At 51.9% G+C, this 12,953-nt stretch carries 11 protein-coding genes and 1 pseudogene; 10 read left to right on the forward strand and 2 right to left on the reverse strand.

Annotation, left to right across the window (positions count from 1 at the left end; translation table 11 throughout):
- The first annotated feature begins 127 nt into the window (after positions 1 to 127).
- From FZ040_RS00005 to FZ040_RS14150, 8 genes and pseudogenes are all read left to right on the forward strand, one after another.
- Complete coding sequence (locus FZ040_RS00005; RefSeq protein WP_149170108.1) at positions 128 to 325, forward strand: hypothetical protein; 198 nt, start codon at positions 128 to 130, stop codon at positions 323 to 325.
- Between the two features lie 124 nt (positions 326 to 449).
- Positions 450 to 2,414, forward strand: coding sequence for a molecular chaperone HtpG (gene htpG / locus FZ040_RS00010; RefSeq protein ID WP_149170109.1), 1,965 nt, complete (start codon positions 450 to 452; stop codon positions 2,412 to 2,414).
- Between the two features lie 105 nt (positions 2,415 to 2,519).
- The gene (locus FZ040_RS00015) at positions 2,520 to 3,266 is read left to right on the forward strand and encodes a nitroreductase (protein WP_255448677.1); all 747 of its coding nucleotides are present in this window, start codon (positions 2,520 to 2,522) and stop codon (positions 3,264 to 3,266) included.
- 145 nt (positions 3,267 to 3,411) lie between these two features.
- A complete protein-coding gene (gene galU / locus FZ040_RS00020) occupies positions 3,412 to 4,287 on the forward strand; it encodes a UTP--glucose-1-phosphate uridylyltransferase GalU (protein ID WP_149170110.1) in 876 nt (291 codons plus the stop codon).
- Positions 4,288 to 4,297: 10 nt separating this feature from the next.
- The gene (locus FZ040_RS00025) at positions 4,298 to 5,536 is read left to right on the forward strand and encodes a DUF445 domain-containing protein (protein WP_149170111.1); all 1,239 of its coding nucleotides are present in this window, start codon (positions 4,298 to 4,300) and stop codon (positions 5,534 to 5,536) included.
- Positions 5,533 to 6,837, forward strand: coding sequence for a DUF445 domain-containing protein (locus FZ040_RS00030; RefSeq protein WP_149170112.1), 1,305 nt, complete (start codon positions 5,533 to 5,535; stop codon positions 6,835 to 6,837). Before FZ040_RS00025 ends, FZ040_RS00030 begins: the two co-directional genes overlap by 4 nt.
- Before the next feature lie 204 nt (positions 6,838 to 7,041).
- A pseudogene (locus tag FZ040_RS14145) lies at positions 7,042 to 7,395 on the forward strand (P-type ATPase actuator domain-containing protein); the annotation flags it as partial.
- Positions 7,396 to 7,410: 15 nt separating this feature from the next.
- Positions 7,411 to 7,650 carry an HMA2 domain-containing protein gene (locus tag FZ040_RS14150; protein ID WP_255448725.1) on the forward strand — a complete coding sequence of 80 codons (240 nt, stop codon included), beginning with the start codon at positions 7,411 to 7,413 and terminating at the stop codon, positions 7,648 to 7,650.
- A gap of 58 nt (positions 7,651 to 7,708) precedes the next feature.
- Here the strand turns inward: FZ040_RS14150 and FZ040_RS14305 are convergent, their stop codons facing one another.
- Positions 7,709 to 9,772 (reverse strand): methyl-accepting chemotaxis protein, encoded by a 2,064-nt coding sequence (locus tag FZ040_RS14305; protein ID WP_304621455.1) that lies wholly within the window; start codon positions 9,770 to 9,772, stop codon positions 7,709 to 7,711.
- A 116-nt stretch (positions 9,773 to 9,888) separates the two neighbouring features.
- On the reverse strand, positions 9,889 to 10,983 hold the full coding sequence (mutY, locus tag FZ040_RS00050; protein ID WP_255448678.1) for an A/G-specific adenine glycosylase: 1,095 nt from the start codon (positions 10,981 to 10,983) through the stop codon (positions 9,889 to 9,891).
- Between the two features lie 366 nt (positions 10,984 to 11,349).
- On the opposite strand from mutY, the gene ilvN reads away from it, so the two are divergent.
- Positions 11,350 to 11,880, forward strand: coding sequence for an acetolactate synthase small subunit (gene ilvN / locus FZ040_RS00055; RefSeq protein ID WP_149170113.1), 531 nt, complete (start codon positions 11,350 to 11,352; stop codon positions 11,878 to 11,880).
- Complete coding sequence (gene ilvC / locus FZ040_RS00060; RefSeq protein WP_149170114.1) at positions 11,861 to 12,877, forward strand: ketol-acid reductoisomerase; 1,017 nt, start codon at positions 11,861 to 11,863, stop codon at positions 12,875 to 12,877. Before ilvN ends, ilvC begins: the two co-directional genes overlap by 20 nt.
- Positions 12,878 to 12,953: the final 76 nt, after the last annotated feature.

Genomic DNA, 12,953 nt, shown 5'->3' on the forward strand with positions numbered 1-12,953 from the left:
AGAGCTGTTTCGAACCCAGCCTCTCTACCCCACAAACTGCAATTTGAAAACGCAACGGTGATTGCATCTAAATTACAGAGATATAGTATAATATAGAAAAAGCATTAAAAACGAGGAGGTCTTGATTATGGTGACTTATGAAGAGTTATATGAAGCGGCTAAGAAGCAGGGGTTTGCGGGGACGTTTGAGGAATTCCGGGTGGCGTATAATACGTTTCAACAGCGAAAGCCTTCTACGGAGACCCAGGTTCGCGGTATGGTTCAGCAGGAAAGCCTGGCTGACCATATGGATAAGAATTTGGAAATCGCGTATAAAAAACTTTGATCGGTCAAGTGTAAATTTTGACTTTTTGTTTTTTTTGTCGTATACTAATACCTGTACGTTAGCACTCGGCGCCTAAGAGTGCTAAAACTTCAAAAACTATTTCTGAAAAGGAAGGCAGATAGATATGGCAAAAGAAACCCATGAATTTCAAGCGGAGACCAAACAGCTCCTGGAACTGATGATTCATTCCATTTACACGAATCATGAGATTTTCCTGCGTGAGCTTATTTCCAATGCATCGGATGCAATTGACAAGGTTCATTTTGAGAGCCTGACGAATCGCGACCTGCTTGAGGGTGATGACAACTTTGAGATTTTCCTCGAGCCGGATAAAGATGCGCATACGCTGACGATTTCCGATAATGGTATCGGCATGAGCCGTGAAGAAGTCATTGAAAATATCGGTACGATTGCCAAATCCGGTACGAAAGCTTTCATGGAACAGCTCAAGAAAGCCAAAGAAGCCAGCGAAAATGGCGAGAGCAATACGGATAAAGAGCTCATCGGCCAGTTCGGTGTTGGTTTCTATTCGGCCTTCATGGTAGCCGAGAAGGTTACGATTGAGACGCGCAAAGCTGGCGAGACGCAGGGCACGCGTTGGGAGTCCACGGGTGACGGTTCCTACAGCATCGAAGAATGCGAGAAGGAAAAACGTGGCACGACGATTACGATTACGCTGGGCAAAGAGTTCTTCGGCGATGCTTCGGAGGAGAACTACACGGATACGTATAAGCTCGAAAGCCTCGTCAAGAAATACTCCGATTATGTCCGCTATCCGATTAAGATGAACTTCACGTTCGAGGAGACGCCAAAAGACGATGACGGCAAGGAAATCGAGGGTGCTGAAAAGGTAAAACGCGTCGAGCTTCGCACGCTGAACTCTATGCAGCCGCTTTGGACCAAGAATAAGTCCGAAATCAAAGACGAAGAATACGACGAGTTCTTCAAGAATCAGTTCCATGAGTGGGAAAAACCGATGGAGGTATTCCACACCCATGCAGAGGGGTCGGTTGAGTACACGGCGTTGCTTGCAATTCCGGCGCATGCACCGTTCAACCTCTACCATACGGATTATGAGCCGGGTGTTCAGCTCTATTCCCGTCACGTGTTCATCATGGACAAGTGCAAAGACCTGCTGCCGGATTATCTGCGCTTCATGAAGGGCCTCGTCGATTCGCCAGACCTTTCGCTCAACATCAGCCGCGAGCTGCTTCAGCAGAGCCGTGAGCTCAAGACCATCGGCAAGGCACTGGAGAAAAATATCCTCAAGGCACTCGGCCGTAAGATGAAGAACAAACGCGAGGACTATGAGAAGTTCTGGAACGAGTTTGGCAAGTCGCTGAAGATTGGCGTCTATGGCAGCGTTTATTCGGGCATGGATACCATCAACAACCTCAAAGATCTGCTGCTCTTCATGAGTTCGAAAGAGGGCAAGCTGGTATCGCTGAAAGAATACGTTGAGCGCATGCCGGAAAGCCAGAAGAAAATCTACTATGCGACGGCAAAAGACAAGCAGACGATTGAGCAGCTGCCGCAGATGGAGACGCTGCGCGACAAGGGCATCGAAGTCCTCTATCTGTTAGATCCGGTGGACGAACTTTGCATCGAAGCACTGCGCGAGTACGAGGGCAAACAGTTCCATTCCATCAGCCGCGGCGACCTGGATCTCGACGATGCTGAGAGCCAGGAAGTCAAGAAAGAGACGGAGGACATCCAGAAGAAGAATGACGACCTCATGAAGGATATCAAGGAAGCTCTGGGGGAAAAAGTCGCTGATGTCAAGGTTTCGGCCCGCCTCAAATCGAGTGCAGTCTGCCTCGTTGCCGATGAGGCTGGTCCGTCACTGTCGATGGAGCAGACTTTTGCCGACATGAACAATCCGCTCTTCAAGGCACGCCGTATTCTTGAGATCAATCCGCATCATGACCTCTTCACGCGTCTGCAGTCCTTGCACGAGGCCGGCAAAGACAGTGCAGAGTTCAAAGACTACTGCGATCTTCTCTACACGCAGGCACTCCTCATCGAGGGGATTCTGCCGGAGAATCCGGTTGAATTTGCGAATAAAGTGGCAAAACTTATGGCAAAATAAGGAAAAATTCAATAAAAAGAAATGCCTGCTTCCATTTGGAGGCAGGTTTTTTTCTTTTGACAACGAATTATATACAATAGAACCGAATGAAATGGAGGGCATAGAATGGATAAACAGCCGGATATGGAATGGTTTGATTATGTAATCAGCAAACTCGAAGATGTCGATGATGTGCTGCTGATGGAGGGCCATCAGAAATCGCATAAGAAAGTCAGTGATGCCATCGACCTTCTGACCTGGTCGGAAGAAAACCTCATGAAGGGCGCTCTGCCATGTATCGCGTCGCGGCACAGTACGCGAAAATTCAAGCCGGAGCCGATTGAGGAAGAAAAGTTGCGGCAGGTAATTGAAGCCGGGCGGCAGGCACCAAGCGGCAAGAACAAACAGCAGAATCATTTCTTGGTAGTCCGTGATAAAGAAGTGCTCGACACGCTGGTACGCCTGGTGCAGGAAGAATTCGCCAAGATGGAGATTACCGACGAGAACAGCGAAGATATCGGCAGTGCAATCCGACTCTCCAAGAAGGGAAATTATGTGTTCAAATACAATGCACCCTGCCTGATTATCGTTGCCAACAAGCGCAACTATGGCAACCGCTATGCGGATACGGCCTGCGCCATCGAGAATATGATGCTCGCGGCCAATGCCCTTGACCTTGGTTCCTGCTGGATCAACCAACTGCGCTGGCTCAAGGACAATCCGGTTATTATGGAGTATCTTTATGAACTGGGGTTGCATGAGAATGAAGCAGTATTTGGTTCGCTATCCCTAGGCTATGCTGATACGGAAGATGGCATGCCGAACCGCCGCGAAATTCCCATTAAGGGCAATGAAGTTACCTATATCGGTTAAAAAGGAAACCAACGGGCGTGTAAGCAATCGTTCGTTGGTTTTTGTTTTGGGGCATTGGGTGTGGGTTTTGGTAAGTAGCAGGAATTTTTCCATTCATGTATAATATATATACTTAGGACATTTTACCAATAAGGGGATTTATACTATGCAGAAGATAAAGAAAGCAGTAATTCCAGCAGCTGGTTATGGTACGCGTTTTTTGCCGGCCACGAAGGCGACGCCGAAGGAGATGCTGCCGATTGTCGATAAGCCGACCATTCAGTATATCGTGGAAGAGGCAATGGCCAGTGGTATCGAAGATATCCTGATTATCAGTGGTCACGGCAAGCGTGCTATCGAAGACCATTTTGATGGGGCACCAGCACTCGAAGCAGAATTGGAAAAGAAGGGAAAACTGGACCTTTTGGAAAAAGTCCAAGAGACTGCCGACATCAATATTCATTACATCCGCCAGCGTTATATGCGCGGTTTGGGTGATGCAATTCTCTGTGCCAAAGCGTTCATGGGCAATGAACCCTTTGCGGTACTCCTGGGTGATGATGTGGTCTATAATCCGGAAAAGCCGGCGCTGCGCCAGCTTATGGATGTTTATGAGGCCACGGGCGGTTCCGTGCTTGGCTGCCAGAATGTGCCGGAGGAAAAGGTCTCCGCTTACGGTATCGTTGCGGGCACTAAGACCGATAATGACCGTTTGATGAAGGTTACCGACATGGTCGAAAAGCCGGCGCGCGAAGAGGCGCCAAGCCGCATGGCCGTATTGGGACGCTATATCATCAAGCCGCATATTTTTGACATTCTTGAGCAGACGAAGCCGGGTAAGGGCGGCGAAATACAGCTGACTGACGCACTTAAAGTTCTGGCGCGGGAGGATGCCGTCTACGCCTATGATTTTGAAGGCAAGCGCTACGATGTTGGCGATAAGCTCGGCTTCCTCAAGGCGACAGTAGAGTTTGCACTGCGCCGTGAGGATTTAGGCGGACCGTTCAAGGAATATCTGAAAGAGATTACGGGTCGTATTTGAGGTGTGACTTTTGCAGACAAAAAATAAAGCCAACCTGGCTTTAGGCATTAGTGCCGCCGGTTTCATCGGAACGATGGCAGCCGGCGGCACTGGCTTTTTGCCAGGCCTTTTGCATCACGGATTTCTGGCCGCAACGATTGGCGGCCTGGCCGACTGGTTTGCCGTGACGGCGATTTTCCATAAACCACTCGGCATATCGTATCGCACGGATATCCTGCGCCGCAACCGGTCGCGCATCATGGACGCCATCGTGACGTTTGCCAGCGATGATCTGTTGAGTACGCAGAACATTATGCGCGTCATTGAGGGACAGGATACGGCACGCCTGCTCGTCGAGTATCTCGAGCATCGCGGCGGCCGTGAGCGCGTGCATGAAGTGGTCGAGACAGTCCTGCTCCGGGCGGTGGATGACCTTGATACGGCCGCGGTAGCGGCCGAGCTTTCGCCGGCAATCCGCGAGGGGCTCCAGTCGTTTGCGCTGGAGGATGTCGTGTCTGACCTCTTGCGCATGCTGGCTGAGGAGGAGCATTCGGAGCGGATACTGGCAAGCCTATTAGCCATCAGCCAGCGGCTGCTGGCTTCAGAACCACTGCAGCAGGTACTGCTCGCGCGCATCACGAGTCTGCGCCAGCAGTATGAGAAGGACTCAGCGGGACGGGCTTTTGTGCTCGCTTCACTGGGCATTACCGATGAGCGGATTCTCGAGCTGCTGCTCGCGCGCATGCAGCAGCAGTTAACGACTATGCTGGCCGAGCCGACGGAAAGCTATGCCAGCATAAAGGCTGGCCTTGAGACTATGCTGCGCGCATTGAGCCAGGATGCGCGGCTGCGCGATATTTTGCAGGACCGCAAGGAGCAGCTGCTCGAGCGTCTTGATATCGAAGGCGGGCTTGCGCGCTGGCTTGAGGCAAATCTCAAGGGCGAGGCGCCGTTCTGGCTGCCACAGGTGCATGTTTTCCTCGATGACCGCATTGATGATTTTACGCGCTCAGAGCCGTGGCAGCGGCGCTTTGACCGTTTCGTCAAGCAGTTTGTCGAAGATGAGCTGACGAAACATCATGATTTGATTCCGGGAATTATCCGCGAACGGCTTGCTGAGTTCTCTGACGATGAACTCGTGGCCTTCGTCGAGGCCAAGGTCCAGGACGATTTGCAGATGATCCGCATCAATGGTTCTCTGGTCGGCTCGCTGGTTGGCATGGGGCTTTACTTGGTCGTCACGCTGCTGGAAAGGATGTGGGGACTATGAGATGGGCGGATTGGAACAAGGCCGATAAGACGTTGCTTTTGGCGCTGCTGATTTTTTTCCTGGCGTTAGCCCTGCATCTGACTTATCCGGATAAGGTGCTGGCCGATGCGTTTCTGTTCTGTGCCGAGGCGGCCCTCGTCGGCGGCATTGCCGACTGGTTTGCGGTGACGGCAATTTTCCGCAAGCCGCTTGGGTTCCCTTATCATACGGCTATCTTGCCGCGCCGGCGCCAGTCGTTTATCGAGGCATCGGTGACGATGGTGCAGAAGGAGTTCTTTTCGCGGCGCAAGGTATTCCGCCATTTGGAGCGGCTGCATCTCTTGCCGATGCTTTTGAGCTGGCTGGCTGAGCCTGAGACGGAGAACCAGTTGGTTTTGCGTCTCGTCCATTATGCCCGGGACTTTTTATTGCAGCAGGATGCAAAGGCGCAGGCGAAAGTGATTGCCGGTAGATTCCGCGGCACGCTCGATGCGCTTGAGCCAGAACCGTTCTTTGCGATGTGGGGCGGCTGGCTGCGGCAGACGGGCAAGGATAAGGAGTTTTTGAGCCGCGTGGCTATCTATCTTCGCAGCCGGGCAGCTGCGGAGGAAACCCGCGGCGCTCTGGCGGCGATGTTTGAGCGCTATGGCGAGGAAAAGGTGCAGGATAATTCGCTGGGGGCTTTCCTGATGGGGCTGGCCAAGGCCGTAGACCTCGTCAATTACGACGAGGCCGCAAAGCTTGTACAGCAGCAGATTGTAGTGATGCTCGACGACCTGGCAACGAAGGATTCCCACTTGCAGCAAGAAATGCTCGCGCTGTTTTATGAAAAAGCTGCCGAGCTTAATCAGGAGCCTTCTTTCCATGAACTTGTTCATGAACTCAAAGACCGGCTCGTCAATGATCTGCCGCTTGAGGAGGCCGTTTTCCGGACGCTTGACCATCTGCACCGCCATTTTGCTGAGGACAAAGCGCGCCATGTCGACCCGCTTACCGAGCATATGCCGGCCCTTCGGACACGGCTCGAGGAAATCCTGCGCGGTGAGTACCGGCGCATGCTGCAACTCGTGAAGTCGGATGAGGTGCTGCGCCGCTCGGTCGGTCATTTCCTCTATGACCTTATTGCGCGCACGGCGCTGCATGCGCAGACACTCGTCGGTGTCATCGTCACGAACGTCCTGTCGCGGCTTACCGATGAGCAGCTCAATCATCTTGTTTACGATAAGGTCGAGCCTGACCTTCTGTGGATTCGCATGAATGGTTCGATTGTCGGTGCAGGGATTGGCTTGTTGTTGTTTATTCTTATTCGCTGTGCTGGCTGAACTTCCGATTGCTGACCTCCAGCGCCAGAAGGAAGAGCTCGAGGATCTTATCGCAGCTCAGGAAGCTAAAAAGGCTAGCAAATAATAATTCGTTTCAGGACGAGAAAGGAGACTGCCGCTCTGCACTTTTGCGGCAGTCTTTTTGTATGATTAGGGGGAAATCGTTTTGAGTTTGCTGGGAAAGATGCAAATCCCAACGAATATGGTGCCGAAATGCTCACAAGCTACGCCGCCGAGAAGGCGCGCACCCATATTTCGGGGCTGCTGTCGCTTGACCAGCGCTATGTGTGGCTCGTTGAGGGCGATACGGAAAAGAAAGTCCCCGTCGAGCAGGTCAAAGTTGGCGATACGATTGCGGCCCATACGGGCGAGAAAATCGTAGTCGATGGCCGGGTGCTGGCGGGTGATGCCGCTGTCAACCAGGCATCCATCACCGGCGAGTCGAATCCAGCCATGAAACACGCGGAGTCGCCGGTTTATGCGGGCAGTGTGGTCGAGGCTGGCGAGTTTATCATCAAGGTTGAGAAGGTGGGCGAGGACACGTCGCTAGCGCATATAGCGGCCAGCTTTCAGGTGGATTCCTATATGCCCGGGCGGGTGCGCCTGCGCAGCAGCATGCTGGCAGCTAATCCGCAGTGGCAAAAATCCTTGGAGGATTATGTGAGGTCCTTTACTGGCGTAAAATCGGCGGCGATAAATCCGCTGACGGGGTCGCTGCTTATAACTTATACCCCCGAAGAGCTGCGCCAGAAATCGAAATTGGCACGTTTGGAGCAGAAGCTTGCTGATTTGGCGGCAGAACGAATCAGATGAGGAACAAAAAAGAACTATGGTGCATGGCACCATAGTTCTTTTTTTGTTCCTCATCTGATTAGATACCCATCTCGATATTGTGGATGATTGTCGTAAGTTTTTCCATTTCAGCGGCAGTCCGTTCGTTGATGGCCTCGAGTGCCTGAATCGACTGCGTGGATTTTTGGATATGGGCGACACCTTCGTTGAGGCTCTTGTGGAGATTCTTCATCTCGGCCGCGAAGTGTTTGTCGAATTCGTTGATCTTATCTTCGAAGTCCTTGTTGGCCGAGAGGATGTTGTCGATTTCAGCGACGTCGTGCAGCAGGACCTTGATGGCCTCGTCGGAGGTATGCAGGCTCGTCTGCGTGTTTTCCGAGAGCTTGCGGACTTCCTGGGCGACAACGGAGAATCCGCGGCCAGCCTCGCCAGCCCGGGCAGCCTCGATGGCGGCGTTGAGGGCGAGCAGGTTCGTCTGCGCGGCAATCTCGTTGATCATCTTCATGACATCGTCAATCTTCTGCGTGCTCTGCGAGAGCATGTCGAGTTTCGGCGTGATCTCACGGTTGCGGTCGGTCAGCTGATTGAAAAGACCGTTCTGCTCGTCGATGCCCTTGGAGAGCTGCTGGATAGCCTCCTGGATAAGGTCGACATCCCCGGACATGCGCATGATGGTCTGCACGATGCCAGGCATCTTCGACTGGTAATCCTTGAACATATTGATGAGGTTGTCCTTGAGTATCTCGGTGTGTTTCTGCCGGTCGATGACGCGTTTGAAGAAGAACGAGTTGCAGTTTGCATAGCTGCGCGCAAAGTTATCGACATAGGCGTCAGAGAAGGACTGTCCTTCGGGCACGTGGTAGAAACAGATGGCTGTCAGCGTCTCATTGACATGAAGCCCCATGATTTCACCAAAGCTTGAGAAACCAGCAACGGGTAAATCATCGAAGAAGTCCATATGCTTGATTTCTTCCGGATAGCCGAGACGGCGCAGGATGCAGTCATTGAGGATAGCGCCGACGGCATGTGGTTTGCCGTTCGTGTAGCTGCGGATATCGCGGTTAAGTGTTGACTCGAGTGACTGGCGTTTGAGCAGGTAAAGTTTCTCGCCCGTTACGACATCGCAGAAGAAACTGATGCGGTCATTGACATCGTCGATGCCGGAAATCGTGCGGACAAAATCATCGCCGTTGACATCGGTGGCAAACGTATATCCCTGCAGCTTTGTCTGCAGGTCAGCCGTGCTGCTGGCGCCAAAGTGGTCTTTGAGCGTCTCGATAAAGGAGACCGGTTCGCCGTTTGGACCTTCGACGGTCTCGACGTAGCGCAGGGCGGTGTTGGCACTGCCAACGGTGAATACGTCACCCGTGCGCTCGACGGCCTGCGATTTGAAGATACCATAGCGATAGGCCTTCTTGAGGCGGATCAGCGTGATGACTGCATGATTTTCAAGACACTGCTTGTCATTGTAGATATACGTATGCGTAAAGGTCATATCGCCAGCCGAGCTGCCGCCGATAAACGGAATCGGATATTTGCCCGACTCGAATAGTGCCTGCAGCACGAAGGTCTCGCAGGCCGACGCGCCATCGATGTAAATCATGGCGAAAGAATGCGCAACGCTGAGGCGGAACGGAACCGGCAGCTTGTCGATTTCGCGGCGGATGGCGGCAACGCGCTCATTGACCGTGAGCTCGACTTCGCCGCGGCGGAGGTCTTCGCTCGGTAGCGGGATGCTCATGATATGCGCTTCTTCAATCATGCGGTTCGAGAAGGATTGAAGAAGTACTTTGGCCCGGCCATCTGGTGCTTCGCAGTAAAGCGTACGGCTGCCCTGCGGGCGGCAAAGCTCGCCGGAGGTGGTCATCAAAATAACCTTGGTGGTAGTTGGAACTTCACGTTTGATCGCTGAAGCAACTTCGGAAAGATTGAGATCTGGCGATACAAAGCCCATGATGAGCGCACAGCCCTCGGCGACATCAGCTAGGTCTTTGAGACGGACTGCCGTAAGGTCACTTTTGCCAAGGTAAGCAACCTTCATATCCTGCTGCGTGGAGACAACAGGAGCAGCTGGGGTAACGCGGGCAGCTGCCGGGCTGGCAGCTTCGGCTTTCTTCATAGTCGAAGAAAAAATATTCATCATTTCGCAACACCTCTCTGCTTATGCCAAAAAATTTCATCGGAATGTTTTTTGAATTATTGCTTGTACTATTTATTTTTTATTTTTCGCCAAGCGAAAAAAATCTCCTGCCAAAAGCATTATTTTATATAGGAAATATAGTGAGCAAAGGCGGCTGGGATGCTATACTTGCCGGCAATTTCTTCAGGGGTGGCCCAGATGAATTGGTCCCTTGCTTCGGCTGCCGTTAATCCGGCCGTGTCCAGCTGGATTTTCCAGCCAGTCAGCTGCCAGGTAACATGGGAAAAGATGTGTTTGGCAGCAGGCAGTTTTTCAATTTTCACGGCTGTCAGCTGGTGCTTGCGCAGATAATCTTTGACATTTGACAAGTCAAGTTGACCAGTCAAATTGGGAAACTCCCATAGTCCGGCAAGCAGCCCGCGGTTGGGGCGTTTGTGCAGGGCTATACAGCTGCCCTGTTGGAGCAGCAGGATAGTGCGGTCTTCCACCTTCCTGGCTTTGGCAGTGGCTTTTTGCGGAAATTCCTGCTGGGTTTCTGTTTCGTTTGCCAGACACAGGCTGGCGAGTGGACAGCGGGAACAATGCGGCGCGCCATGGGGCAGGCAGATGGTGGCGCCGAGGTCCATAAAGGCCTGATTCAGTGCGCCCGCGTCTTTCCCCGTAGGATAGTGGGGCAGGAGCAGCTGCTCGAAGGCCGTTCGCGTACGCGCCGCCATGATGTCGTCACGGCAGGTGATGACGCGGGCGATAACGCGGAGGATATTGCCGTCAACAGCTGGCAGCGGCAGGCCGAAGGCGATGGAGGCGATGGCGTTAGCCGTGTAGCGGCCAATGCCTGGGAGGGCCATGAGCTGTTTTTGCGTGGACGGGAGCTCTCCTTGATATTCTTTCATAATGACCTGCGCGGCTTTTTTGAGATTCCGCGCCCGTGAGTAGTAGCCGAGTCCCTGCCAGCATTTCATCAGAACTTCATCGTCAGCAGCTGCCAGAGCGGCAATATCAGGAAACGCTGCTAAAAAGCGGTGGTAATAGGGAATGACTGCTGTCGCCCGCGTTTGCTGCAGCATGATTTCCGAGAGCCAGGTGTGATAAGGCGTAGGTTCCTCACGCCAAGGGAGCTGGCGCGTTTGGGCCTGTCCCTTATACCAGGTGAGCAGTGGCGAAATGATTTCGCCGATGGTATCGGCATGGCCGGTAATGCGAACAGATTGCAAAATAGATGGTTCCTTTCCAATAGTTAAAATAGGTTTGCCTTATCGTATCACAAATGCTTGGGAAAGACTAGCAAGGAAAAAACATAAAAAGATAGCAAATCAAATGACGATTCAGAAAAAAGCAAGAAAATATAACCTGCGTTCCTTGTAAGATGGACAGATATGCTGAAAAATGAATTGATATGGCGAGCTTTGTACTTGGTAAGCGGAATAAAATATTAAAAATCATCGACAAAATACAAAAATGTTACAAAACTCTATTGACAAAACCGTCTATCGGCGTAATAATGTATACATGCTTTACAACGTTACATTTTAGAAACAGCAACGACTTTGGTTTTAGGCAATATGGAGAGGAGAATGGCCATGAAACATGTTTTGTCTGTATTTGTCGAAAATCAGACCGGCGTACTGGTTCGGGTTGTAAGTATGTTTTCCAGACGGGAATTCAACATCGACAGCTTGTCGGTGGGAGTGACCGAACGCCCGGAATTTTCCCGCATTACGGTCGTGGTGCAGGGAGATGAAAATCTTGTGGAGCAGATGATAAAGCAGCTCGAAAAGATGCCGGTGGTGCAGGCCGTTCAGCGTTTGGATGAAAAGACCGCTGTGTGCCGCGGAATGACGCTTATCAAGGTCAAAGCGGATGATACGAGCAGACTCGATGTCTTGAAGATGGCGGAGCTCTTTCGGGCTCATGTAGTAGATGTGGACTCGTCTACGCTGGTCTTTGAGATAACGGGGAGCGATGATAAGGTTTCAGCTTTTTTGAAGCTTGTCGAGCCTTATGGCATTGCCGAAGTCATCCGTACTGGTCTTATTGCATTGGAACGCGGTGAGCATACCATTTATGAACATTGTGAGGAGAGAGAGTACTATGGCAAAAACTTATTATGATCAGGATGTCAACTGGGAAGTCTTAAACGGCAAAAAAGTTGCAGTCATTGGCTATGGCAGCCAGGGACATGCACATGCCTTGAACCTCAAAGAAAGCGGCGTTGACGTTGTAGTCGGCCTCTATGAGGGTTCTAAGTCCAAAAAAGTTGCTGAAGAGCATGGCCTGACGGTCAAAAGCGTTGCGGATGCAGTCAAAGAGGCTGACATCACGATGGTCCTGATTCCGGATGAGAAACAGTCCGATGTCTATAAGAACGAAATTGCTCCGAACCTCAAAGATGGCAGTGCTCTTGCGTTTGCTCATGGCTTCAACATTCATTACCAGCAGATTGTTCCGCCGGCTAATGTCGACGTATTCATGGTCGCTCCGAAAGGCCCGGGCCATCTCGTTCGCCGCACGTATACGGAAGGTTCCGGCGTTCCGGCAGTATTCGCTGTTCATCAGGATGCTTCGGGTAAGTGCTTTGATATCGCGCTGGCTTATGCAAAAGGCCTCGGTGCTACGCGTTCCGGCGTTCTGCAGACGACGTTCCGCGATGAGACGGAAGAAGACCTCTTCGGTGAGCAGGCAGTCCTTTGCGGTGGCGTTTGCCAGCTGATGCAGACGGGTTACGAAGTCCTCGTTGAGGCTGGTTATCCGCCAGAAATGGCATACTTCGAGTGCTTCCATGAGATGAAACTCATCGTTGACCTCTGCTATGAGGGCGGCTTCACGAAGATGCGCAAATCCATCTCCGATACAGCTGAATACGGCGATTACATGGTAGGCCCGCGCATCATCACGGAAGAGACGAAGAAAGAGATGAAGAAAGTCCTGAAGGAAATCCAGGATGGTACGTTTGCCCGCAACTGGCTGCTGGAGAACCGTGCAGCTGGCCGTGCAAACTTCATGGCTCAGCGTCGTCTCCATGCTGAGCATCCGATTGAAAAAGTCGGTGCTGAGCTCCGTCAGATGATGCCGTGGCTCCGCGATGGTGCAGACCTGTCGAAAGACTAATTGGTGCAATCGAACAGATTAAAAGCCTTCCCCCGAAGGGGAAGGCTTTCTTTAGGATATATGACTAGGAGGGCAA

The sequence above is a fragment of the Pseudoselenomonas ruminis genome, from assembly GCF_008271295.1.
GTDB classification, from domain to species: domain Bacteria; phylum Bacillota; class Negativicutes; order Selenomonadales; family Selenomonadaceae; genus Selenomonas_A; species Selenomonas_A ruminis.

Excerpts from the sequence above, each read along its gene's own strand:
- FZ040_RS00005 (WP_149170108.1), top strand. The coding sequence starts at position 128 with ATGGTGACTTATGAAGAGTTATATGAAGCGGCTAAGAAGCAGGGGTTT.
- htpG (WP_149170109.1), top strand. The coding sequence starts at position 450 with ATGGCAAAAGAAACCCATGAATTTCAAGCGGAGACCAAACAGCTCCTG.
- FZ040_RS00015 (WP_255448677.1), top strand. The coding sequence starts at position 2,520 with ATGGATAAACAGCCGGATATGGAATGGTTTGATTATGTAATCAGCAAA.
- galU (WP_149170110.1), top strand. The coding sequence starts at position 3,412 with ATGCAGAAGATAAAGAAAGCAGTAATTCCAGCAGCTGGTTATGGTACG.
- FZ040_RS00030 (WP_149170112.1), top strand. The coding sequence starts at position 5,533 with ATGAGATGGGCGGATTGGAACAAGGCCGATAAGACGTTGCTTTTGGCG.
- FZ040_RS14305 (WP_304621455.1), bottom strand. The coding sequence starts at position 9,772 with ATGATGAATATTTTTTCTTCGACTATGAAGAAAGCCGAAGCTGCCAGC.
- ilvN (WP_149170113.1), top strand. The coding sequence starts at position 11,350 with ATGAAACATGTTTTGTCTGTATTTGTCGAAAATCAGACCGGCGTACTG.
- ilvC (WP_149170114.1), top strand. The coding sequence starts at position 11,861 with ATGGCAAAAACTTATTATGATCAGGATGTCAACTGGGAAGTCTTAAAC.